At 70.9% G+C, this 21,904-nt stretch carries 21 protein-coding genes and 2 pseudogenes; 12 read left to right on the forward strand and 11 right to left on the reverse strand.

Annotated features, from left to right (window positions below; all coding sequences use genetic code 11):
• Nucleotides 1–118 precede the first annotated feature (118 nt).
• Both ABT186_RS14295 and ABT186_RS14300 read right to left on the reverse strand, forming a co-directional pair.
• Nucleotides 119–1,186, reverse strand: a complete 1,068-nt coding sequence (locus tag ABT186_RS14295; protein WP_351925230.1) for an aspartate-semialdehyde dehydrogenase — start codon at nucleotides 1,184–1,186, stop codon at nucleotides 119–121.
• Nucleotides 1,187–1,304: 118 nt separating this feature from the next.
• Entirely contained in the window at nucleotides 1,305–2,597 is a 1,293-nt protein-coding gene (locus ABT186_RS14300; protein WP_351223109.1) for an aspartate kinase, read from the reverse strand.
• A gap of 368 nt (nucleotides 2,598–2,965) precedes the next feature.
• Here ABT186_RS14300 and ABT186_RS14305 point away from each other — a divergent pair.
• Both ABT186_RS14305 and ABT186_RS14310 read left to right on the forward strand, forming a co-directional pair.
• Nucleotides 2,966–3,987 (forward strand): annotated as a pseudogene (locus ABT186_RS14305) (sensor histidine kinase); the annotation flags it as partial.
• 232 nt (nucleotides 3,988–4,219) lie between these two features.
• A complete protein-coding gene (locus ABT186_RS14310; protein ID WP_351925232.1) occupies nucleotides 4,220–4,954 on the forward strand; it encodes a TSUP family transporter in 735 nt (244 codons plus the stop codon).
• On the opposite strand, the gene ABT186_RS14315 is transcribed toward ABT186_RS14310, so the two are convergent.
• From ABT186_RS14315 to ABT186_RS14325, 3 genes are all read right to left on the reverse strand, one after another.
• Nucleotides 4,947–5,606, reverse strand: coding sequence for a DUF5063 domain-containing protein (locus ABT186_RS14315; protein WP_351223107.1), 660 nt, complete (start codon nucleotides 5,604–5,606; stop codon nucleotides 4,947–4,949). The genes ABT186_RS14310 and ABT186_RS14315 overlap by 8 nt on opposite strands.
• Nucleotides 5,599–6,198, reverse strand: coding sequence for a recombination mediator RecR (gene recR, locus ABT186_RS14320; protein WP_351223105.1), 600 nt, complete (start codon nucleotides 6,196–6,198; stop codon nucleotides 5,599–5,601). The genes ABT186_RS14315 and recR overlap by 8 nt, the downstream gene beginning before the upstream one ends.
• A 108-nt stretch (nucleotides 6,199–6,306) precedes the next feature.
• Nucleotides 6,307–6,648 carry a YbaB/EbfC family nucleoid-associated protein gene (locus ABT186_RS14325; RefSeq protein ID WP_351223103.1) on the reverse strand — a complete coding sequence of 114 codons (342 nt, stop codon included), beginning with the start codon at nucleotides 6,646–6,648 and terminating at the stop codon, nucleotides 6,307–6,309.
• 338 nt (nucleotides 6,649–6,986) lie between these two features.
• Here ABT186_RS14325 and ABT186_RS14330 point away from each other — a divergent pair, with 338 nt between their 5' ends.
• Nucleotides 6,987–7,727, forward strand: coding sequence for an SLATT domain-containing protein (locus ABT186_RS14330; protein WP_351223101.1), 741 nt, complete (start codon nucleotides 6,987–6,989; stop codon nucleotides 7,725–7,727).
• A 57-nt stretch (nucleotides 7,728–7,784) separates the two neighbouring features.
• Here the strand turns inward: ABT186_RS14330 and ABT186_RS14335 are convergent.
• A pseudogene (locus ABT186_RS14335) lies at nucleotides 7,785–9,349 on the reverse strand (substrate-binding domain-containing protein).
• A gap of 125 nt (nucleotides 9,350–9,474) precedes the next feature.
• Nucleotides 9,475–11,526 (reverse strand): serine/threonine-protein kinase, encoded by a 2,052-nt coding sequence (locus ABT186_RS14340; RefSeq protein WP_351925234.1) that lies wholly within the window; start codon nucleotides 11,524–11,526, stop codon nucleotides 9,475–9,477.
• 240 nt (nucleotides 11,527–11,766) lie between these two features.
• Between ABT186_RS14340 and ABT186_RS14345 the strand changes: the two genes are divergently transcribed.
• The 4 genes from ABT186_RS14345 (at nucleotide 11,767) to ABT186_RS14360 (ending at nucleotide 17,160) form a co-directional block, all read left to right on the forward strand.
• The gene (locus tag ABT186_RS14345) at nucleotides 11,767–13,122 is read left to right on the forward strand and encodes an aspartate aminotransferase family protein (protein WP_351223097.1); all 1,356 of its coding nucleotides are present in this window, start codon (nucleotides 11,767–11,769) and stop codon (nucleotides 13,120–13,122) included.
• Nucleotides 13,123–13,242: 120 nt separating this feature from the next.
• On the forward strand, nucleotides 13,243–13,932 hold the full coding sequence (locus ABT186_RS14350; protein ID WP_351223137.1) for a GntR family transcriptional regulator: 690 nt from the start codon (nucleotides 13,243–13,245) through the stop codon (nucleotides 13,930–13,932).
• A gap of 94 nt (nucleotides 13,933–14,026) precedes the next feature.
• Entirely contained in the window at nucleotides 14,027–16,447 is a 2,421-nt protein-coding gene (locus tag ABT186_RS14355) for a dolichyl-phosphate beta-glucosyltransferase (RefSeq protein ID WP_351223095.1), read from the forward strand.
• Nucleotides 16,448–16,509: 62 nt separating this feature from the next.
• A complete protein-coding gene (locus tag ABT186_RS14360) occupies nucleotides 16,510–17,160 on the forward strand; it encodes a putative DNA-mimic protein (protein WP_351223093.1) in 651 nt (216 codons plus the stop codon).
• A 42-nt stretch (nucleotides 17,161–17,202) separates the two neighbouring features.
• Here ABT186_RS14360 and ABT186_RS14365 read toward each other — a convergent pair whose 3' ends face one another.
• From ABT186_RS14365 to ABT186_RS14380, 4 genes are all read right to left on the reverse strand, one after another.
• On the reverse strand, nucleotides 17,203–17,616 hold the full coding sequence (locus tag ABT186_RS14365; protein ID WP_502973200.1) for a PIN domain-containing protein: 414 nt from the start codon (nucleotides 17,614–17,616) through the stop codon (nucleotides 17,203–17,205).
• Nucleotides 17,613–17,876 (reverse strand): hypothetical protein, encoded by a 264-nt coding sequence (locus tag ABT186_RS14370; RefSeq protein ID WP_351223091.1) that lies wholly within the window; start codon nucleotides 17,874–17,876, stop codon nucleotides 17,613–17,615. The genes ABT186_RS14365 and ABT186_RS14370 overlap by 4 nt, the downstream gene beginning before the upstream one ends.
• A 115-nt stretch (nucleotides 17,877–17,991) precedes the next feature.
• Nucleotides 17,992–18,801, reverse strand: coding sequence for a hypothetical protein (locus ABT186_RS14375; protein ID WP_351925236.1), 810 nt, complete (start codon nucleotides 18,799–18,801; stop codon nucleotides 17,992–17,994).
• A 159-nt stretch (nucleotides 18,802–18,960) separates the two neighbouring features.
• A complete protein-coding gene (locus ABT186_RS14380; protein WP_351925238.1) occupies nucleotides 18,961–19,356 on the reverse strand; it encodes a hypothetical protein in 396 nt (131 codons plus the stop codon).
• A gap of 125 nt (nucleotides 19,357–19,481) precedes the next feature.
• Between ABT186_RS14380 and ABT186_RS14385 the strand changes: the two genes are divergently transcribed.
• The 5 genes from ABT186_RS14385 to ABT186_RS14405 all read left to right on the forward strand — a co-directional run bounded on the left by ABT186_RS14385 (nucleotide 19,482) and on the right by ABT186_RS14405 (nucleotide 21,836).
• A complete protein-coding gene (locus ABT186_RS14385; protein WP_351223083.1) occupies nucleotides 19,482–20,318 on the forward strand; it encodes a helix-turn-helix domain-containing protein in 837 nt (278 codons plus the stop codon).
• Nucleotides 20,315–20,503 carry a DUF397 domain-containing protein gene (locus ABT186_RS14390; protein ID WP_351223081.1) on the forward strand — a complete coding sequence of 63 codons (189 nt, stop codon included), beginning with the start codon at nucleotides 20,315–20,317 and terminating at the stop codon, nucleotides 20,501–20,503. The genes ABT186_RS14385 and ABT186_RS14390 overlap by 4 nt, the downstream gene beginning before the upstream one ends.
• Before the next feature lie 68 nt (nucleotides 20,504–20,571).
• The gene (locus ABT186_RS14395; RefSeq protein WP_351223079.1) at nucleotides 20,572–20,934 is read left to right on the forward strand and encodes a hypothetical protein; all 363 of its coding nucleotides are present in this window, start codon (nucleotides 20,572–20,574) and stop codon (nucleotides 20,932–20,934) included.
• 6 nt (nucleotides 20,935–20,940) lie between these two features.
• A complete protein-coding gene (locus tag ABT186_RS14400) occupies nucleotides 20,941–21,465 on the forward strand; it encodes a hypothetical protein (RefSeq protein ID WP_351223077.1) in 525 nt (174 codons plus the stop codon).
• A complete protein-coding gene (locus tag ABT186_RS14405) occupies nucleotides 21,462–21,836 on the forward strand; it encodes a peptidase inhibitor family I36 protein (protein WP_351223075.1) in 375 nt (124 codons plus the stop codon). The genes ABT186_RS14400 and ABT186_RS14405 overlap by 4 nt, the downstream gene beginning before the upstream one ends.
• Nucleotides 21,837–21,904 lie beyond the last annotated feature (68 nt).

Below are 21,904 nucleotides of genomic sequence, written 5' to 3' on the forward strand. Positions count from 1 at the left end.
GTGCGCGCGCGCCACCGAAGAACGTGCGCGCCCCACCGAAGAGTGCGCGCGCGCCACCGAAGAGTGTGTGCGCGCCACTCGGGGAACTTCTGCGTCGCGGTACCGCCGAGGCCCGGCCCTACGCCGCCCCGAGCTCCCCCGCCACCAACTCCGCGATCTGGGCCGTGTTCAGCGCCGCGCCCTTGCGCAGATTGTCCCCGCACACGAACAGTTCGAGCGCGGTCGGATCGTCGAGCGCGCGGCGCACCCGGCCCACCCAGGTCGGATCCGTGCCCACGACGTCCGCGGGCGTGGGGAACTCGCCCGCCGCCGGGTTGTCGAAGAGGACGACGCCGGGCGCGGTGTCGAGGATCTCGCGGGCGTGGCCGACCGTGACCTCGCCCTCGAATCGCGCGTGGACGGTCAGCGAGTGCGTCGTGATCACCGGCACGCGTACACATGTGACGGCGACGCGCAGCTCCGGCAGCCCCAGGATCTTGCGGGACTCGTCGCGGACCTTCATCTCCTCCGAGGACCACCCGTCCTCGCGCAGCGACCCGGCCCACGGCACGACGTTCAGCGCGACCGGCTCCGGGAAGGGCCCCGTGTTGTCACCCACCGCGCGCCGTACGTCACCGGGGTGCGTGCCCAGCTCCGTGCCCGCGACCAGTGACAGCTGCTGCCGCAGCGTGTCGATGCCGGCACGTCCCGCGCCGCTCACGGCCTGGTACGAGGAGACGACCAGCTCGCGCAGCCCGAACTCGGCGTGCAGCGCGCCGAGGGCCACGATCATCGAGAGGGTCGTGCAGTTGGGGTTGGCGATGATGCCGCGCGGACGCACCCGGGCGGCATGCGGATTGACCTCCGGCACGACCAGGGGGACATCGGGGTCCATCCGGAACGCACCCGAGTTGTCCACCACGACCGCACCCCGGGCGGCAGCGACAGGCGCCCAGCGCGCGGCGACCTCGTCCGGTACGTCGAACATCGCCACGTCGACGCCGGACAGTGCCTCCTCGCTCAGCGCCACGACCTCGACCTCCTCGCCGCGCACGGCCAGCTTGCGGCCGGCCGAGCGCTGCGAGGCGATCAGACGGATCTCGCCCCAGATGTCCGCGTGCTGGGACAGGATCTGGAGCATGACCGTGCCGACGGCCCCGGTCGCTCCCACGACCGCGAGCGTCGGCCTCCCGGTCCGCGCCGTCATCGGCGCTCCGCACGGCCCGCGCCCCCGAGCAGGGGACGGACCAACCGCGTACGCCCCGGGCCACCGTCGGGGCGGCCCGTCGGCTGCGTACGCTCCGCGCCCCCGCAGGGGAGGCCGGTCATCGCCCGGTGCCTCCGTAGACGACGGCCTCGTCGCTCTCGGAGTCCAGGCCGAACGCGGTGTGCACCGCCCGTACCGCTTCCGGCACGTCGTCCGCGCGCGTCACGACCGAGATACGGATCTCGGAGGTCGAGATCAGCTCGATGTTCACGCCCGCGTCGCTCAGCGCCTCGAAGAAGGACGCCGTGACACCCGGGTTCGTCTTCATGCCGGCGCCGACGAGCGAGATCTTTCCGATCTGGTCGTCGTAGCGCAGCGAGTCGAAGCCGATCGCGGACTTGTTCTTCTCCAGGGCGTCGATCGCCTTGCGCCCCTCGGTCTTGGGGAGCGTGAAGGAGATGTCCGTGAGGCCGGTCGACGCGGCCGACACGTTCTGCACGACCATGTCGATGTTGATCTGCGCGTCGGCGATGGCGCGGAAGATCGAGGCGGCCTCGCCCGGCTTGTCCGGCACGCCGACGACCGTGATCTTGGCCTCGGAGGTGTCGTGCGCGACACCGGAGATGATGGCCTGCTCCACCTTCTTGTCCCCTTGCTGCTGTGTCTTTTGAACGACTGGCTCACTGCTGACCCACGTGCCCTGCAGCCCGCTGAACGAGGAGCGGACGTGGATCGGGATGTTGTAGCGGCGCGCGTACTCCACACAGCGGTGGAGCAGCACCTTGGACCCGGACGCGGCCAGCTCCAGCATGTCCTCGAAGGAGATCCAGTCGATCTTCCGGGCCTTCTTCACCACACGCGGGTCGGCGGTGAACACACCATCGACATCGGTGTAGATCTCGCACACCTCGGCGTCGAGGGCGGCGGCCAGCGCCACGGCGGTCGTGTCGGAGCCACCACGCCCCAGGGTCGTGATGTCCTTCTTGTCCTGGCTGACGCCCTGGAACCCGGCGACGATGGCGATGTTGCCCTCGTCCAGCGCGGTGCGGATGCGCCCCGGCGTGACGTCGATGATCCGGGCTTTGTTGTGGACCGAGTCGGTGATGACGCCTGCCTGGCTGCCGGTGAAGCTCTGGGCCTCGTGGCCCAGGTTTTTGATCGCCATGGCCAGCAGTGCCATGGAGATCCGCTCTCCGGCGGTCAGCAGCATGTCGAACTCACGCCCGGCAGGCATCGGAGAAACCTGCTCGGCGAGATCGATCAGCTCGTCCGTCGTGTCGCCCATCGCGGAAACGACGACAACCACCTGGTTGCCGTTCTTCTTCGCTTCCACGATTCGCTTGGCGACGCGCTTGATGCCCTCGGCATCGGCTACGGAGGAGCCTCCGTACTTCTGCACGACAAGGCCCACGTGCGCTCCTCGCTCAGTCCGTCTCTTTCCGCACCTGCGCATGTGCAGTGCGGTCGGCTCAGTCTATCGAGCGGCCGAAATTCCCTTCCGGGATACCGCATGGTGAGATGTCCCGCTCACCCCGGGTTCACCCCGGTTTTCTTCGGACGTACGGCACCGTACGACGAGGTAACTCCGGCCACTCCAGCACCGCATCTGCCCCGGCACGGCCCCCCTACTCGAAAACGTGCCGCGCGTCACAGGAAAAGCCTGTGAATTAAGTTTCAAGGATTAGGGTGCGACGGTGCGCGTACTCCTGGTGGAAGACGATGAGCCGGTCGCCGAATCGCTCCGGCGCGGCCAGCACGCCCGCCGGGATCACGGACCACTGGGGCGACGGTGCCCTGCAGGTGACGGTCCCGGCGAAGGCGGCCGACGGGCACACCGTCGGCGCCGTCCGGATCACGTACCCCACCCGGGACCTCACCCGTCGGCTGTGGCAGATCTGGGGCTTCCGCGCGGTCCTCGCGGTGGGCGTGCTGGCCGTGGCGGCCGGGCTCGGCGCACTGGTCGCCCGGCGGCTGACCCGCCCCCTCCGACAGCTCAACGCCATGGCGAGCCGGTTCAGCGACGGCGATCTGACGGCCCGCTCGCCGGTGGAGGGCCCGTCGGAGACACAGACCCTCGCGCGCACGCTCAACCAGGCCGGGGAGCGCCTCGACACCCTGATCGCGTCGCAGCGCGTCTTCGTCGCGGACGCGTCGCACCAGCTGAAGACCCCGCTCACCGCTCTCCGTCTGTCCCTGGACAACATCGCGGACGGCGTGGACGACGAGTTCGTACGGGAGGACGTGGAGCAGGCGACGGCCGAGGTGGTGCGGATGAGCCGCCTGGTGAACGGCCTGCTGGTACTGGCGCGCGCGGAGGCGAAGGTCACGGCGGCGGAACCGCTGCCGCTGCGCGAACTGCTCGGAGAACGCCTTGCGGTGTGGAGGCCGGCCGCCGACGAGCGCGGAGTCACCATCGCGCTCAGGGGGAGTGTCGACGACCGGCTGCTGGTGCAGGCCGGCCCAGGCCATCTGGACCAGGTCCTGGACAATGTGCTGTCGAACGCCCTGGAGGTGTCACCGGACGGCGGCACGATCACCGTCCTGGTGGAACCGCGGGGCGACGAGGTGGTGCTGTCGGTCCTGGACGAGGGTCCGGCATGACGGACGCAGAGAAGTCCCGCGCGTTCGACCGCTTCTGGCGCGGTCAGGGCCTCACCGGGCGCTCCGGCTCCGGCCTCGGCCTCGCCGTCGTCAAACAGCTGGTGACGGACGACGGCGGTACCGTGGCGCTGCGGGACGCGCCCGGGGGCGGGTTGTGCGTGGCGGTCACGCTTCGCGCCTCCCACCGAAGTAGCGGCTGACGGGAGGCGGTTGCCCCTCAGCCCTCGGGCATCGCCGAGGAGTGGTGGTTGACGATCAGCCACTTGCCGCCGCGCTCGGACAGGGATCGTACAAAGCACGGAGGGCGATGGGGATTTCACTCTCCGGCTCATAAGGCTGGACACCCAACGCGCCCACGGCCCTGGCGAGTTGTTCCTCGACAAGGCGCAGCGCCATTGATCGTGCCCGTCCTTGCGGCGAGGATGGCGAGTTGTGACGAGTGGGTGGGCGTCAGACGTGCTGCTGGCCGGGATCGTGCTGCTCGGCGGGTGTGTGCAGTGGCTCACCGGGATGGGATTCGCGCTCGTCGCCGTGCCCGCGCTGGTGCTGTTGCTCGGGCCCGCCGAGGGCGTCGTGCTCGCCAACTGCGCCGCCGGGGCCATCAGCGTCGTCGGGATCGCCGACGGGTGGCGGCGGGTGCGGGTGACGGTGATGGTGCCGTTGTGCGTCGCCGCCGTGATCACCGTGCCCGCCGGGACGTGGGTGGCCCGGCAGCTGCCGGCGCCCGCGCTGCTGGCCTGCATGGGTGCGCTGGTGACCGTGGCCGTGGTGCTCGTGATGCGTGGCGTACGGGTGCACGCGCTGCGCGGCGGCTCGGGTGCCGTCGTCGCCGGAGGCCTGGGCGGGTTCATGAACTCCGCCGCCGGGGTCGGAGGACCGCCCGTCTCCCTCTACGCCCTCAACGCCGAGTGGAGCGTGCGGGAGTTCGTGCCCAACGCGCAGTTCTACGGGGTCGTGGTCAACGCCGTGTCCGTCGCGTCCAATGGCGTGCCACGGCTCGCCCCGCCCGTGTGGGCCCTCGCCGTCGCCGCCCTGACCGTCGGCGCGCTGGTCGGCCGGGCCCTCGCCGGGCGCGTGCCCGACAGGCGCGCCCGGGTCCTCGTACTGCTGCTCGCGCTCGCCGGAGGCCTGAGCACCCTCGGGAAAGGGCTCGCCGGGCTTACTTGACCGGGCGCAGACCCAGCGGGCCCGCGATCTCCTGGGCCATCACCTTGCCGGCCTCGAATTCGAGGGTGTCGTCGCCGACGCCCTGGTCGGTGTCGAGGCCGTCGAGCTCCTCCAGGGGCTGGTTCAGGCGGACGTGCGCGACCAGGGACTGGAGGGCGCGCAGCGTGGCGGACGCGGTCGAGCCCCAGTTGGAGAAGTACGAGAACTGCCACCACCACAGGGCCTCCGTGGTGCGCCCCGCGCGGTAGTGGGCCATGCCGTGGCGCAGGTCCGTGATGACGTCCGCCAGGTCGTCGGAGATACGGGCCGGGACCGGAGCCTTGCGCGGCTCGTACGGGTCGAAGACCTCGGAGTAGACGTCGACCGGGTCCAGCATGGTGGCGAGTCGTTCCCGCAGTTCGTCCACGTCCGGTTCCGGGCCGGGGTCCGGCTCGTAGCGCTCCTCCGGCACGATGTCCTCGTGCGCGCCGAGACGGCCGCCCGCCAGGAGGAGCTGGGAGACCTCCAGCAGAAGGAAGGGGACGGCCGAGTCCGGCTCGTCGCCCTTCGCGACCTCCGTGACGGCGACCAGGAAGCTCTCGATCTGGTCCGCGATCTGGACCGCGAAGTCGTCCGGGTCCTGCGTCGTGGAGTGCAGCGTGGCGTCAGACATCTAGGAGTCGTCTCCCCTCGAAGGCGCGGCCGAGGGTGACCTCGTCCGCGTATTCCAGGTCGCCACCCACCGGGAGGCCGCTGGCCAGGCGGGTGACCTTGAGGCCCATGGGTTTGATCATGCGGGCGAGGTACGTGGCCGTGGCCTCGCCCTCCAGGTTCGGGTCCGTGGCCAGGATCAGCTCGGTCACCGTGCCGTCGGCCAGCCGCGCGAGCAACTCCCTGATCCGCAGGTCGTCCGGGCCCACACCCTCGATCGGGCTGATCGCGCCGCCCAGGACGTGGTAGCGGCCCCGGAACTCGCGGGTGCGCTCGATCGCCACGACGTCCTTGGGCTCCTCCACGACGCAGATCACCGAGGGGTCGCGGCGAGCGTCACGGCAGATGCCGCACAGCTCCTCCTGCGCGACGTTGCCGCAGGTCGCGCAGAAGCGGACCCTCGCCTTGACCTCCAGCAGGGCCTGGGCAAGACGGCGGACGTCCGTCGGCTCGGCCTGCAGGATGTGGAAGGCGATCCGCTGCGCGCTCTTGGGACCGACGCCGGGAAGCCGTCCCAGCTCGTCGATGAGGTCCTGGACCACGCCTTCGTACAACGGACTGCCTTTCCTGAAGAGCTTCGGTACGTACCGTAGCCGCGCTCGGTTTCTTGGTACGTACGGTAGTTGGCCCTCGCCTTTCTTAGAAGGGACGGGCGGATGGACTCAGAACGGCAGGCCGGGGAAGCCGCCGCCGCCCAGACCCTGCGCCAACGGGCCGAGCTTCTGCTGCTGGAGCGCCTGCGCGTTCTCGTTGGCCGCCTGGACGGCCGCGACGATCAGGTCGGCGAGGGTCTCGGTGTCCTCCGGGTCGACCGCCTTCGGGTCGATGACGAGGGCGCGCAGCTCGCCGGCGCCGGTGACCGTGGCCTTCACCAGGCCGCCGCCCGCCTGGCCGTCGACCTCGGTCCTCGCCAGCTCCTCCTGGGCGTTCGCGAGGTCCTGCTGCATCTTCTGGGCCTGCTGGAGCAACTGCTGCATGTTGGGCTGGCCACCACCGGGAATCACGATCAGCTCCTGGGTTCGTACGGTACGGCCGTCAGGTTTCGTACGGCTGTCAGGGTTCGTACAGCTGTCAGGGCGGATTTTGCCGCCTGGCACGAGCCTACGTGGTCACCGGGACGATCGCTCCGGTAGTCCATCCGGACTCCGGTTGGGACGGCGACGGCACTCTTTCGAGTGACTTTGCGGGCCGTCCTACACCTGATCAAGGCCCACTTCCAGGCGGAAAAGCGACGAAAGCCCAGCCCTCGCCACCCGTTGGGCGGTAGGAATGGTGCGGCGCCTCAGCACCATGCGTCACCAGTACATCGCGGAGCGTCGTCGCCGTACGTAGGGAGTGCCGGGTGAGTCAGCCGGAGATGCAGCCCGAGGGGCCGTGCCAGGACGGGCGGGGCGACGGTACGGCGGGGCTGCGGCCGGGCGATCTCACGGGACAGCCGTTTCCGCACGGCGACTGGGGCGAGCCCGCGGAGCGGCTCGACGAGCTGTACCAGTGGGTGGAGCGCAGGGCTCTGGAGACGGCGGCCTGGTATCTCGCGGACCGGGTGTGGAAGCGGCGTGGGGCGTGGGCGCTGCGGGTGGGTGCGGCGGCCGGGGCCGTCTGCGGGGCCGCGCTGCCGCTGCTCGATCTGACCGGGGTGCTGGGCGGGGTCGCGCCGTGGGCGTATCTGTCGCTGCTGCTGGGAGCGGCGTGCATGGCCGGGGACCGGTTCTTCGGGCTGACGTCCGGGTGGATAAGGGACGTGGCGACCGCACAGGCCGTACAGCGGCGACTGCAGGCGCTGCAGTTCGACTGGGCGTCGGAGAGCGTGCGGGAGGTGCTGGGGCCGACGGAGGGGACCGCCGGGGAGGCGGCGGAGCGGTGCCTTTCGGTGTTGCGGCGCTTCTCGGAGGACGTGACGGAGCTGGTGCGGTCCGAGACGGCGGACTGGATGGTGGAGTTCCGGACGGGGGTCGCGCCGCTGGGGATCCAGTCGGCGGGGGTGGTGGCACCGCGGGCGGAAGGGGCGGTGCCGGGGAGGTTCGCGCCACCGACCGGGGCTCGGCCGAACATGCCTCGGCAGCGGCCGCCGGAGGCTCGGTAGCGGGGTCGCGGCACTCGGGGCCCGCAGGGCACCCGCGCCTGCCGGGTGCCGCTGCGTTCAGTCCTCGCCGCAGATCTTCAGGCCCACCGGCGTTCCGCACGGCAGATGGCCGTGGGTGCGGATGACGTCCTGGCCGCTGCCGCGGCTGAGGTAGGTGAGGAAGCTGGAGGCGAGGGAGTCGGCGGGCGGCTGGCCATAGGTGTAGGCGTACTCGATCTCGCGGTACGGGTAGTCGGTCCTGCCGTGTTCGAGCTCCTCGACGGACGGGCGGTGGCCGTCGAGCGTCAGCAGGCCCAGGCCCGGATGACCGGCGGCGAGGTTGAGTTCGCTGTAGCCGATCGCGCCGGGCAGCTTGGCGACCGTGTTCAGCACCTGGTCGGTGGAGTCGAGTTCGCAGCGGACGACCGGGGCGGTCGGGTCGTCCTTGTGGACGCAGTCCAGGGATGAATTGGCGATCTCGCCGCGGCCCAGCACATGGCGCTGGAAGACCTGCCGGGTGCCCGAGTTGGCGTCCCGGCTGACCAGCAGGACCGGACGGTCGGGGCCGCCGAGCTGCTTCCAGTTCCTGATGCTGCCGGCGTAGAGGCGGCGTACGTCGGCGAGCGACAGGTTCGTGAGCGGGATGTCCTTGTTCACCACCAGCGCGAAGACCGACACCGCCACCCGGTTCTCGCGCAGTTCGGGCAGTCCTTCGGGCTTGGGACCGTCGGAGAGGGCGACGACGGGCGGGGAGCCCTTCTTCGTCTCCTGGCCCATGGCCTCGAGTTCGCGCACCCCCGCCGTACTGCCGTGGGCGTCCACCGTGATCGTGGAGCCTGGGCAGTCCTTCTCGTACTTCTTCGCCAGTTCACGCATCACGGGCTCGAACGCCGTCGACCCGGTGACCGTGAGCGCACCCTTCTCGCAGCCCATGGGCGGGCGGGTGTCGTCCCGCGCCACCACGATCGTGGCCAGCGCGATCACGCACACCGTCAGCAGCACGGTGATCAGCCGGGACGCCCGGCTGAACACGGGCTGCTTCTCGTCCGGGGTCGCGCTGCGGTTGGGGTGCACCTCGCCTTCCCGGATACCGCCCGTGAGCCGTATCTCTCGTCCCACGTCACCGCCGGACAGCAGTACGAGCAGTTTGAAGTGGTCGCCGCCATTGAGGGGGACCCGCGGGATGCGCAGCTTGTTGCCCTCGTAGCCGAAGCCCCGCTCGGCGGTGAAGTGGTCCATCAGGTGGTCGGTGTCGGTCGGCTGGGTGACCGACACCCCGCGGATGGTGCGGTCGGTGAACACCGCGGTCAGGCCGTGGCGTTCGGGGCCGGTGTAGTCGTCGCGGTCGATGCCCTGCGAGCCGTCGTTCTCGATACGGAGGAGGACGAGCGTCGCGTCCGCCATGCCCGGGGCCTCGTCGAACAGGCCGAGGCGTCTGTTGGCGCGGCCCGAGCGGACGTCGTCGCCTATCGGGTTGTCCATCTGGACGCGGTAGCCGATCCTCCCCCACTGCCTTAAGGGCGTGGGAGGTGCCCCCAGCGGCGCGGTACCCGGCGTTCGTACCAGACCATGACGCCGGACGCGACGATACCGAGGACCGCGGTCCCCACGGCCACGATGTTCTCTGCGCTCAGCCACTGCACCGTGGGTCCCCCGCCACTCCCCCGAGCCGATCGTGGGGTCACGGTACGGCCCCCTGGCCGAAACACGCAGGGGGGCGCCCGCTGAAGTTCGCGTGACGTTCAACGGGCCTGTGGGTTAAGGGACTTCAGCCCTCCTTCGTGTACGTCAGGGACTCGCCGTTGCTCGTGTTCACGCGCTTGAGCCGGCCGTCCGGGAGGATCGTCAGTTCCGTCGCCGCGCCCGGCGTGCAGGACGAGGCCGGTTCGCCGGCCGTGACCGTGGACGGGCCGACCTTCAACGGGCCGTCGGAGGTGGGTTTTTCGGCCAGCTTCGCCTGGAAGACGCAGTGGTAGGTGCCGCTGTCGGCCGCGCCGTCCGCCGTCAGGGAGAGCACCGTGTCGCCCATCCCGCCCTCCTGGATGACCAGGCGGCGGGTGCTGTGCCCGGTGGAGTTGTCGATGGTGGCGGTCCAGGTGCCGAGGTAGGCCTCGGGGACGGTACCGGCGGGGGGCGACTGCGAGGTGGGGCTCTCGGATGCCGGGGTGGAGGGCGCGGGGGTGCTCGGACCGGGGGTCGTCGGCGCGGCGGAGGTGTGCGACGGGCCGGCGCCGCCGCCCGTGCCGTTCCCGTCACCCCGCATGAGCGCGTACACCGAACCGCCCGCGCCGAGCGCGACGACCAGGGCGACGACGATCAGCGCGGCGGTGGAGCGGCCGCTCCTTCGCTGGGGCTCCTGTTGTCCCGGGTCACCGTAGGGCGTCGGTCCGTACGGAGGCGGTCCGTACGGCGGTGTGGAACCGAAGGCGGGGCCCGGGGCCGGGGCCGGCGCGCCGCCCCAGCCTCCGGATCCGTGCGGGTAGCCGTACGCCGGGGGCTGCGGGTGCTGCTGCGGGTACCCGTAGGCGGGGTGGGTGGCGGGCGGGGTGCCCGGCGGGGGTGTGTGGCCGGGACCGACGATCTGGGTGGGCAGCCGGTCGAGGGTGGTGGGCCGGCCGGGCGGAGGCGGAGCGGCTCCGCCCGGCGTGTCGGGGGCGGCGGCGTGCTCGGGAGAGGCCTCGGAAGCCGGGGCGTGCTCGGGAGAGGCCTCGGAAGCCGGGGCTGCCGGGCCGGCCGCGGGCGACTGCTTGCTGAAGTCGACGGGGGCCCCCGGGGCACCCTCACCATGGCCCGCGCCCCTGGCCGAGCCCGCGGAACCCGCCGAACTCACCGAGCCGTCCGTCCCCGCGCCCGCCGTCCCCGCCCCCTCCTCGGGATCCTCCGAATCCAGCAACTGCACCGCATGGCGTCCGAGCTGGGCGACCAGCGAGCCCGGCAGCCAGGGGTCACGGGTCCGGCCGCCGGAGACGGTGTCCTCGGCGCCGGTCCGTTCCAGGATCTCCGCCGGTGTGGGCCGGGCCGCCGGGTCCTTGCGCAGGCAGTCCCGCACCAGATCGGCGAGCCCCTCCGGCGTACCGTCCAGGTCGGGGTCCTCCTGCGCGATGCGGAACATCAGCGCGTGCACCCCGCTGTTGGAGGTGCCGAAGGGAAGGACGCCCGTGGCGGCGTAGGCGAGGACGGACCCCAGGCAGAAGACGTCGCACGCGGGCGTGATGCGGTCCCCGCGCACCTGCTCGGGCGCCATGAACCCGGGCGATCCGACGAGCGCCCCGGCCCGGGTGAGGCCGGCGCCGGTGAGCGTTTCCAGGGCGCGGGCGATACCGAAGTCGATGACCCTCGGCCCGTCGATGGTGATCAGGACGTTGGAGGGTTTGAGGTCGCGGTGGATGAGCCCGGCGTCGTGGATGTCCTTCAGGGCGTGGGCGAGTCCGGCGGCCAGGACGCGGACGGACCGCTCGGGCAGGGCGCCGTGATCCTCCGAGACGACGGTCTGGAGGGTGGGTCCGGCGACATACCCGGTGGCGACCCAGGGGATGTCGGCCTCGGTGTCGGCGTCGAGGACGGGGGCGGTCCAGTACCCGCCGACCTGCCGCGCCGCCTCTACCTCCTGCCGGAAACGGGCCCGGAACTCCTCCAGCTCGGCCAGCTCCCGCCGGACGAGTTTCACCGCGACCGTACGGCCCCGGTCGGACCGGGCCAGATACACGTTCCCCATGCCGCCGGCCCCGAGCCGCGCGAGCAGCCGATAGGTCCCGATACTTCCCCGGAGCCTAAAGCCCGGGGGGACCCCCAGCGGATCCCCCGCCCCCAGCTTCTCCATCGCCGCGTCACCTACCCCCCTGTGTGTGCGACAGCCAGAGAATAGTGCCGCCCCCTGGTGAGTCGGTCGGTGCGGTGTCCACGGTTCCGTAACAGGCCGGGGGCCCCGTCGAACACGTTCGGGGGGGCGCTCCGGCACCCGGCGGTTGCGTCGGCACACGACAACCTGTCGCGGAAAGCCCCGCACCACAGACAGGACGCCCATGTCATGCCCGCATTCCGGATACCTACCCTCTGGCGCATGACCCCTCAGACCGACCCTCAGGCCGGCGCTGCCGTCAAGGCCGCGGACCGTGCGCACGTCTTCCACTCCTGGTCAGCGCAGGAGCTCATCGACCCGCTCGCCGTCGCCGGTGCGGAGGGGTCGTACTTCTGGGACTACGACGGCAACCGCTACCTCGACTTCTCCAGCGGGCTCGTCTTCACCAACATCGGCTACCAGCACCCGAAGGTCGTCGCCGCGATCCAGGAGCAGGCCGCCACCCTGACCACGTTCGCGCCCGCCTTCGCCGTCGAGTCCCGCTCGGAGGCCGCCCGGCTGATAGCCCAGCGCACCCCGGGCGACCTCGACAAGATCTTCTTCACCAACGGCGGCGCCGACGCGGTCGAGCACGCCGTGCGCATGGCGCGGATCCACACGGGGCGGCCCAAGGTGCTGTCCGCCTACCGCTCCTACCACGGCGGCACCCAGCAGGCGGTGAACATCACCGGTGACCCGCGCCGCTGGGCCTCCGACAGCGGCGCGGCGGGCGTGGTGCACTTCTGGGCGCCGTACCTGTACCGCTCTCGGTTCTACGCCGAGACCGAGCAGCAGGAGTGCGAGCGGGCGCTGGAGCACCTGGAGACGACCATCGCCTTCGAGGGGCCCGGCACGATCGCCGCGATCATCCTGGAGACCATCCCCGGGACCGCGGGGATCATGGTCCCGCCGCGCGGCTACCTCGCGGGCGTCCGTGACCTGTGCGACAAGTACGGGATCGTCTTCGTCCTCGACGAGGTGATGGCCGGGTTCGGCCGCACCGGCGAGTGGTTCGCGGCGGACCTCTTCGAGGTGACCCCCGACCTGATGACCTTCGCCAAGGGCGTGAACTCCGGCTATGTGCCGCTCGGCGGCGTCGCCATCTCCGGGAAGATCGCGGAGACCTTCGGGAAGCGCCCCTACCCGGGCGGTCTGACGTACTCCGGGCACCCGCTGGCCTGCGCGGCCGCCGTCGCCACGATCAACGTGATGGCGGAGGAGGGCGTCGTCGCGAACGCCGCCGTCATCGGCGCGCAGGTCATCGAGCCGGGGCTGCGCGCGCTGGCCGAGCGGCACCCGTCGGTGGGCGACGTGCGCGGCGTGGGCATGTTCTGGGCGCTGGAGCTGGTGAGGAACCGCGAGACGCGGGAGCCGCTCGTGCCGTACAACGCGGCCGGTGAGGCGAACGCGCCGATGGCCGCGTTCGGCGCCGCCGCCAAGGCGCACGGCCTGTGGCCCTTCATCAACATGAACCGCACGCACGTCGTGCCGCCCTGCACCATCACCGAGGCGGAGGCGAAGGAGGGCCTCGCGGCCCTGGACGCGGCGCTGTCGGTGGCCGACGAGTACACGGCGTAACGGCCTCACGGCGCACAGCTCCGCCACAGCCGCAGAGGCTCCCACAGGTCCCCCACCGCGTAAGGTGACGTGCTCGAAGAGGAACACGCACCCGCACGCGGATGGGGGATCCAGACCACGATGCCCGGCAATGGCGCCGTTACCCGTAGCACCCTGCGGCAGCAGATCGCGGACGCGCTCCGCGACGAGGTGCTGGCCGGCCGACTGCAGCCGGGACAGGAGTTCACGGTGAAGGAGATCGCCGAACAGTACGGCGTCTCCGCGACCCCCGTCCGCGAGGCCCTGGTCGACCTGTCGGCCCAGGGCCTCCTGGACGCGGTCCAGCACCGGGGCTTCGAGGTCCGCGCGTACTCCCTCGACGACTACCGCGGCATGATCGAGGCCCGCAGCCTCGTCACCGACGGGATCTTCCACCGCCTCGTCAACGGCGACGGGACGGCTCCCGGGGACGACCCCCGCCGCATCGCCGCCCTCGGCGTGGTGCGCCGCCGCGGCGAGGAGGCCGCGCGCTCCGCCACGGCCGGTGACCTGTACATCCTCATCGGCTACGACCTGCGCTTCTGGCGCGAGCTGAGCGCCCTGTACGGCAACCCGTACCTCACCGACTTCCTGCACCGGCTGCGTGTGCAGTCCTGGGTCTGCGCGGTCCAGCACCTGCGCAGGGCCACCGATCTCAAGGGCCGCCTCTGGTCCGGGCACACCGAACTCGTCGACGCCCTCGCCCGCCGCGACCCCGTCACGGCACAGGCCGTAGTCGCCGCGTACAACGCGCACTCCCTCGCTCTCGTCGAGCGACTGGCCGCCGGGTGAGCACTACGGAGGCCGCGGACGTCTTGGATGAGCACTACGGCGGCCCCGGACGTCTTGGATGAGCACTACGGCGGCCCCGGACGTCTTATAGGACATGCCGGCCATCTCCACCGACCTGTCCGTCGTCGTCCCCGCCTACAACGAGGAAGAGCGGCTCGGTCCCACCCTCGACGCGATCGTCGAGTACCTCCGCGAGAACGAGGGCCACTGGGGCGAGTGGGAGGTCGTCGTCGTCGACGACGGGTCCACCGACGGCACCCGGGACGTCGTCACCGCGGCCTCGGCCCGCGACCGGCGCGTGAACCTCGTCACCAGCCCCCGCAACCGCGGCAAGGGCCACGCCCTGCGCCTGGGCGTCCTCGCCTCCTACGGCCGCCTCGTCCTGGTCACGGACGCCGATCTGGCCGCCCCGATCGAGGAACTGGAAGCGCTCGACAAGGCGCTGGCCGAGGGGAACTCTGCGGCGATCGGCTCCCGCACGGCGCCGGGCGCGACCATAGAGCGGCACCAGAGCCGCACCCGCGAGCTGCTCGGGCGCGCCGGGAACCTCCTCATCCGGCGGACCGCCGTGCCCGGCATTCGCGACACCCAGTGCGGCTTCAAACTCTTCGACGGCGACCGCGCCCGGGAGGCGTTCACCGCGTCCCGGCTCAGCGGCTGGGGCATCGACGTGGAGATACTCCTGCACTTCCGGCGCTCGGACTGGCCGGTCACGGAGGTGCCGGTGCGCTGGGCGCACCAACCGGGCTCGAAGGTCCGCCCCCTCGACTACGCCCGTGTCCTCGGCGAGCTGGCCGCCCTCAAGGCCCGCTCCGTCCGCCCCGCGGACCTCCTCGCCCTCGCCGTCCTCCTGCTGATGTCCGTGGGCCTTTACGCGGGCCGCTGGGCGGACCCGAACCACCGCTACCTCCCGGACTCGCTCCAGGACCAGACCCAGTGGGAGTGGTTCTTCGCGGTGACGGCCGACAACGTGGCCCATCTCCGCAACCCCCTCTTCACCACCCTCCAGGGCTTCCCCGACGGTGTGAACCTCATGGCCAACACGGTGATGCTGGGCCTGACCGTCCCCCTGGCGCCGGTCACCCTGCTCCTCGGCCCCTCGGTCACCCTCGCGCTCGTGATGACGCTCGGGCTGGCCGCCACGGCCGCCGCCTGGTACTGGCTGATCGTGAAACGGGTCGTACGGCACCGGGGCGCGGCCTTCGTCGGCGCGGCGCTCGCCTCCTTCGCGCCTCCGATGGTCAGCCACGCCAACGCACACCCGAACTTCACCGTCCTGTTCATGATCCCGCTGATCATCGACCGCGCGCTGCGGCTGTGCACCGGCGCGCGGGTCGTACGCGACGGGCCGGTCCTCGGGCTGATGGCGGCGTACCAGATCTTCCTCGGCGAGGAGCCGCTGCTGCTCGCCGCCCTCGGCATGGGGCTGTTCGCGGGCGCGTACGCGGTCGTCCGGTGGGATGCGGCGAAGGCGGCCTGGCGCCCGTTGCTGAAGGGCCTGGGGATCGCCGGGGCGGTCTGCCTCCCCCTGGTCGCACTCCCGCTGTACTGGCAGTTCTTCGGCCCCCAGAGCTACAGGAGCGTGCTGCACGGCGACAACGCGGGCAACAGTCCGCTCGCCCTGCTCTCCGTCCCCGAACGCTCGCTGCTCCCGGCCGGCGAGACGGCGGCGAACGCGTTCTCCGAGAACCCCACCGAGCAGAACGCCTTCTACGGCTGGCCACTGGTGGCCCTGGCCTTCGCGATCCTCGTACGCCTGTGGAAGCACGCACTGGTCAAGGCGCTGGCCTTCACGGCGGTGGCCGCCGCGCTCCTCTCACTGGGCCCGAGCGTGCGGATCCCGTTCACGACCTCCACTGCACCAGGCCCCTGGGCCCTGCTCGCGGACAAGCCGATCTTCGAGTCGGTCATCGAGGGCCGGGTCGCGATGATCTGCGCGCCGGCGCTCGGCATGCTGCTGGCGGTGACGATCGAGCGGCTGCTGCGTACGCCGGACATCGGCACCCGGTTCGTGGGCCTGGCGGCGGTCGCCGTCGCGCTCATCCCGGTCGTCCCGCTCCCGCTGAGGGCGGTCGAGCGTGCTCAGGTGCCGGCCTTCATCGCGGACGGAATGTGGAAGTCGTACGTCGGGAGGGACGAGACGCTCGTGCCCATCCCGCTGCCCGACTCGGGCAACGCCGAGGCGCTGCACTGGCAGACGGCGACGGGCCTGCAGTTCAGACTGCCGGGCGGCTACTTCAACGGCCCCTACGGCAGCGACCGCATCGGCATCTACACCGCACAGCCCCGCTTCACGTCCCTCATGCTGCGGGACATCAGCTTCACCGGAGTGCCCCCCGTCATCGGCAAGAACTGGCAGGCGCAGGCACGCACCGACTTCGCGTACTGGAAGGCGGGGGCGCTGGTGCTGGCCCCGCAGCAGTACCAGGACCAGCTGCGGGCCACCGTGGACAAGCTGGTGGGGCGGCCAGGTAAGTGGGTGGGTGGGGTATGGGTATGGGACCTGCACGGCTGAGGCGCTCCGCCCGTGCTCCATTACGCTGCCTGCACCACTCCGATAATTCGAGGAGCTTACTGTTGGCCTGTGACCTGTGGCTGGTCCCGCTCGTCGACGTGTTGTGCCACACACCCGACAACCCGTTCGCCGAGGAACTCGCCCTCTACGACAAAGTGCTGGGCGAGGCCGGACTGCCACCGGTGCCGGTGTACCAGTACATGCCGGGACTGACCGGCGAGGTGGCGCCGGTCGCGGGCTTCGACTACGACGCCCTGCACTTCCTGCGCCGCGCGTATCTGCTCCAGGTGTGCGGGCTCGCCGTCACCCCGGTCGACGAGCTGGGCGGCGACTACGAGCAGCTCCTGGAGATGTTCGAGTCGACGGCCCAGCAGTCGCACCTGGTGTGGCACTACGACCATGCGGGCGCATACGTCCCGGTGGACTTCCCGCAGCCGCTGTCGAGCGACGAACTCCTCGCAGGCGGTGGCCCCTTGGGCTCCTCCCAGGCCCTGCTGCGGGAGCTGGAGTACGTGGCCCCGTCGATCGGCATCGATCCGGCGAACCCGCCCGTCGCCCCCGAACCCCCGCTCGCCCCCACGGCGTTGGAGGAACCGGCGCTCCCCGCCCCGTACGACCCGAGCCCCTTCGCCCGCGAACGCCATGTGTGGCTGGGCCTGCACGCGGCGGCGACCCGGAGCCTGGCGCAGGGCTCGATGATCGTGTTCAGCTGAGGCGGGGGCGGGCTCCCTGTGGGCGCCCGCCCCGGCCGATGGTCACCGCTGACGCGGCAGCCTGATGGTCCGTACGAGTGGCATGTCCGCGTACAGGTCGGGGTCGACGGTCAGCACGCGGCGTCCGTCTGGCCAGTCCGGCGTCGGGCGGGACAGGTGGATCGCGTGGCCCAGCCGCCACTCCACCCCGTCACGCAGAAGCGACCCAACAGTGGAAGCACCCGCGAAGTCCAGTTCGACGATCTCGACGGCGGGCAGCGCCCCGATGTGCTCGGCCAGCCCCTTGCGCATCCCGTCGGCGGCGGCAAGGCAGAGCGCCGGTACGTACACGTGCCGGGTGGGTCCATGCTCGGTGTTCGCGACGAACTGCGAGGCGAGCGAGTTCCCCGAGCCGAGCGCCAGCAGGGCCGACTCGTCGAACACCACCCCCGTCGACCCCGCCCTCATCCCGCTCACAGGCTCTCCACCGGCCGGCCGGCCTCAAGGTCCTGCCAGACCTTCTCCACCCTGTCGTGGTCCTCATCGGTGAGCGTCACACCGAAGTGCGTCTCGCAGTACGCCTTGGTCTCCTCGTACCGCTTGCGCAGCTCTTCCTTCGTGGGCGTGGCCCCCGCCAGCTCGGCGATCAGGTCGCGCATGGTCATCCCGCGCTCGCGGGCGAGCACCATGAGGCGGTCACGGACAGCGGGGTCGACTTTGACGGTGGTGTCAGCCATGACGGCAGTATACCGTCGGTATACCGTCTCGGTCCGTTCAAGCAATGCGGTCATCGCATCCCTCTTCGTCGGTCGGCCCGGCGGCACGGACGTGCGGCCGGGAGTCTGTGTGCGCTTACGCGGGCGCGGCCTGTCCCCTCAGCAGCGCCAAGGCCAGCGCGCCGCCGCGCCGCGCGGCCTCCCGGTAGGCGGACGCGCCGGGCGTGCGCATCTCGACCCCGACGGTGGTGACCGGCTCAGTCGCCGGTCGCGCCGGGCGCTTGCGGCGCAGTCGGTTCTCGACGAGGGCCCGCGGCGAGTACACGGGGGACGGCAGCCCGTCCGTCAGCACCGACCGCACCTGGGCGTTGGTCGCCCCGGCGTCCCACCACTCCTCCACCAGTGGCGCGAGCCGCAGCGCCTCGGCGGCCCCTAGCGTGAGCCGGGCGTCTGTGCGGCCGAGTGAGCCGAGCAGCCTGGCCGCGAGCGCGGTGCGCTCGCTCGGAGCGGCGGGCGGGACCGGCGGCGGGGAGGGAGGTTCTTCTTCCCTGGTCTTTTCCCCCGAAGGGGGAGCGTCTGTCGGCGCGATGTCCGACTCGCCGGAGGCCAGGTTCTGGGATTCCCCGGATTCACCCGACGGTGGCTCGTCATCGTACGGAGTGTCGAACACCTCGTAGACGGTGAAGAGTTGGCCCGTCGCGCGGCTCTTGTGCACCACCCGCCGCAGGTACCGGGATTCCTCCAGCTCATGCAGGGCGGCGGCGATCCGCGCCCGCCCCTCCTTGCGCTGCTCCGCGAGCGTGCGGATGGTGACGCGGGCGTCGTTCGGCAGGCTCAATAGGTACGTCAGTACGCCTACCGCGCACCAGGAGATGCTGCGGTCGCGGAGAAGAGCATTGGAGAAGACGGAAAAGGCGCGCGTGGGCGTCGTACGATGAATGCGCATTGGGAGCGCCAGCCTTCCTGGTGGAGCTGCCGCTCCTGGTGCCGAGCCCCCGGGTGTTGGTAGCACCGCGGGGGCGTTCTCGTTGGCGTGACTCTATGGGCACGCAGAGCGACGAGTGCAAGCCGGAACTGGTATTTCCTGGGCGGTAGTTCACATATTTCACTCCGCCGAGTGAAGCGCGGTGCGCAGGAGCAGCGTGTGGACGAGGTCGCCGGACGCCGTCGGCCGGTAGCGCCAACCGAGGGGCCAGGTCAGGCCGTTGAGAGCGGGGACCGGGATGTACGAGATGTGGTGCGGACCGGCGGTGAGGCGCGTGACGCCGTCGGGCCAGGAGCGGTGGGACGTACTGCCGACCGGGACCAGGAAGTAGACGGCACGTCTTCCGTTGTCCTCCTCGACGACCGGCCCCGGGGCTCCACCGGTCATGTGGGCGAGGCGGTCGGCGAGCGCGCGGCCCCGTTCGCCGTCGACACGGACGGCGTCGAACCGGACGCCCGCCTTGCGGAGTTGGATGCCGGTCGCGGGGATCCAGTCCAGGTCACTTCGGGTGTTCATGGGGCCAGTTTCGGCAGGCCGGACTAGCGTCTTCCATAACTCTGTGTCGACCAGTGACAACAGTCAGGAACCGGCACGAGTTACTGGTGACCGGTTGAGTTCGGTTGAGTTCGGGGGTGACCGCAATGGCGCGGGCTGTGAACAAGGTGGAGGCGGGCGGGACGGCGCATCTGGTCGCCGCCCTGGCGAGGGCACTGCGCGAGCAACAGCAGCTGTCGCAGGAGGAGTTGGGAAAGCAGATCGGCTATACCGGGTCGGCGGTCAGCGCGATGGAGACGTGTGCCCAGCCCGCGAGCGACAAGATGCTCGTCAAGTTGGAGGAGACGCTGGGTGGAGGGTTGGGCGTCTTCGAGGTGGCACGCAGGTGGATGCTGCTGGAGAAGTACCCGGCACGCTTCCGGGGCTTCTCCGAACTGGAAGCCGGGGCGGTCACGATCTGCTCGTACGAGACACTGGTCGTGGACGGCCTGTTCCAGACGGAGGAGTACGCGCGGGCGCTGATCGGTGGCAGTTATCCGCCGGTCTCCGAGCAGAAGCGGGAGGAACTGGTCGAGGCGCGCCTGGCCCGCCGGGGGCTCTTCGCGCGGGACCCGGCCCCGATGGTCGAGCTGATCCTCGAAGAGGGCGTGCTGAAGCGGCCGTTCGGTTCGTGGGACGTGCTGCGGGGGCAACTGCGCTTGCTCGCCGAGGACGCCCGGAGGGACAACGTCTGTGTGCAGGTGCTCCCGATGGACCGCGGGCTGCGCGGCACGCATGCGGGCGACCGCGGCGCCATGAAGCTCGTGGAGACCAAGGACCACGAGCACGTCGTCTACATGGAGATCGAAGACCAGGGCATTCTTGTCAGCGATCCCACGGAAGTGTCCCAACTGGCGCACCGCTGTGCGAAGATCCGCGCACAGGCCCTGAGTCCCGACGACTCGCTGAGCCTCATCGAGCGGTTGGCAGGAGAAGAACGATGACCGGCAGCGGAGCCCTGCGGTGGTTCAAGTCCAGCTACAGCGATGGCGGCGGCGGCAACTGCGTCGAAGTCGCCCAAGCCGTCGCCGCCATCCACATCCGCGACTCCAAGAACCCCACCGGCCCCACCCTCACGGTGTCCCCCGGCGCATGGGGCGCGTTCCTCAGGGGCGCCCGTACCCCTTGATCCCCCGCAAGGGGTGAATCGGGCAGACGTACCGCATATGGGCGGAAGCCCACGGGCATGCCACGCCCATGCGCCACCTCGTCATCACTTCTGCCCTGCTCGCAGCCCTGGCCCCGGTCACCGCCCCGCCCGCGCACGCCGCTGCCGCCGTACCTCCCGGACACGTGTACTTCTGGCCCGAGCCGAACCAGATGGGACCGGGCGGCGCCTGGGACTATGCGCCGCCCGGGTATCGGGAGGCGGACCCCCGCGTGAAGCGGCACGCGTACTCCTTCGACTCGCACGCCTCCGTGACCGTCTACGCGATCAGCTACCAGCCCGACGGCTGCCTGTACCGTGCGATCCACCCGGACGACTACTCCAACAACTGGGAGTGGGCGACGAAGTTCGACGGGGTCAGTGACACCACGATGGGGTGCCAGCCGGGCTGAACGCAGATGCGTCCGCGTACGACGGCCATCGTCGCGCTCCTCGCCTCCGGACTGTTCGTCACCGCCTGCACGGCAACGGCGAACACACCGCCCCGGCCCTCACCCGACGACGTCATCAAGGCCGCCACCCAGAAGCTCACCGACGACTGCCTCACCCGCCAGGGCCTCGCTCCGCCCCACCCGGGGACGCCCAAGCCCTCGGCCGCCGAACAGCAACGCGTCTCGGACGCCCTGTTCGGCACGGGCAGGGCCGAGCTGTCCCTCCGCCTCCCCACGGGCTACGTGGTCCGCGCCCACACCGACGGCTGCCTCGCGGAGGCCCAGCGGCGGCTGTACGGCGACCAGGCCCGCTGGTTCCGTACGTCCGTCGTCGTGAACAACCTCCAGCCCGAGGCGGAAAAGACCCACCGCTCCCTGGCCGAGGTCCGCGCCCGGCACCGCGCCGAGATCGCCGAATTCGAGCGGCTGGGGGCCCATGCCCTCACCGAGGCCACGTCCCTCCTCACCACGAAAGGACATTCACCGGCATGAAGAACCGCCTCGCCGTCCTCCTCGCCGCCACGGCCCTGTCCGTCGGCGCCGTCCTCACCACCTCGGCCTCCGCGCAGGCCGTGCCCTGTGGCAGCGGCAACTTCTGTGTGTGGACGGACGTGAACTTCACGGGCCTGAAGATCGAGCACAGCGGTGACGACCACTGGTGGGAGGGGGACATGGCCTGGCACGACTCCTCCTGGGCCAACCATGGCATCTCCGGCCCGGGCGTCAAGGACCACGTCAAGGTGTACTCCGCCCGGGAGCTGCTGGGCCATGTGACCATCTGCCTGGCCCCGGGTCAGGAGGTCGGCTACGACGGTGCCGCCAACGACCAGGGCGCTTCGCACACCTGGGCGACCGGCTGCTGAACGACCACTCCCGTCGCCCCGCGGCGCTCCTGGGGAGCGGCGCCGGGCGACGGGTACGGGGCGGTGGT

The organism is Streptomyces sp. NPDC001634, from assembly GCF_040298185.1.
Classification (GTDB): Bacteria; Actinomycetota; Actinomycetes; order Streptomycetales; family Streptomycetaceae; genus Streptomyces.

What these genes read in the sequence shown, in the direction of transcription:
- ABT186_RS14295 (WP_351925230.1), bottom strand. Translation starts at nt 1,186, where the DNA reads ATGACGGCGCGGACCGGGAGGCCGACGCTCGCGGTCGTGGGAGCGACC.
- ABT186_RS14315 (WP_351223107.1), bottom strand. Translation starts at nt 5,606, where the DNA reads ATGTCTGACGCCACGCTGCACTCCACGACGCAGGACCCGGACGACTTC.
- ABT186_RS14340 (WP_351925234.1), bottom strand. Translation starts at nt 11,526, where the DNA reads ATGGAGAAGCTGGGGGCGGGGGATCCGCTGGGGGTCCCCCCGGGCTTT.
- ABT186_RS14345 (WP_351223097.1), top strand. Translation starts at nt 11,767, where the DNA reads ATGACCCCTCAGACCGACCCTCAGGCCGGCGCTGCCGTCAAGGCCGCG.
- ABT186_RS14350 (WP_351223137.1), top strand. Translation starts at nt 13,243, where the DNA reads ATGCCCGGCAATGGCGCCGTTACCCGTAGCACCCTGCGGCAGCAGATC.
- ABT186_RS14355 (WP_351223095.1), top strand. Translation starts at nt 14,027, where the DNA reads ATGCCGGCCATCTCCACCGACCTGTCCGTCGTCGTCCCCGCCTACAAC.
- ABT186_RS14370 (WP_351223091.1), bottom strand. Translation starts at nt 17,876, where the DNA reads ATGGCTGACACCACCGTCAAAGTCGACCCCGCTGTCCGTGACCGCCTC.
- ABT186_RS14375 (WP_351925236.1), bottom strand. Translation starts at nt 18,801, where the DNA reads ATGCGCATTCATCGTACGACGCCCACGCGCGCCTTTTCCGTCTTCTCC.
- ABT186_RS14380 (WP_351925238.1), bottom strand. Translation starts at nt 19,356, where the DNA reads ATGAACACCCGAAGTGACCTGGACTGGATCCCCGCGACCGGCATCCAA.
- ABT186_RS14385 (WP_351223083.1), top strand. Translation starts at nt 19,482, where the DNA reads ATGGCGCGGGCTGTGAACAAGGTGGAGGCGGGCGGGACGGCGCATCTG.
- ABT186_RS14390 (WP_351223081.1), top strand. Translation starts at nt 20,315, where the DNA reads ATGACCGGCAGCGGAGCCCTGCGGTGGTTCAAGTCCAGCTACAGCGAT.
- ABT186_RS14395 (WP_351223079.1), top strand. Translation starts at nt 20,572, where the DNA reads ATGCGCCACCTCGTCATCACTTCTGCCCTGCTCGCAGCCCTGGCCCCG.
- ABT186_RS14400 (WP_351223077.1), top strand. Translation starts at nt 20,941, where the DNA reads ATGCGTCCGCGTACGACGGCCATCGTCGCGCTCCTCGCCTCCGGACTG.
- ABT186_RS14405 (WP_351223075.1), top strand. Translation starts at nt 21,462, where the DNA reads ATGAAGAACCGCCTCGCCGTCCTCCTCGCCGCCACGGCCCTGTCCGTC.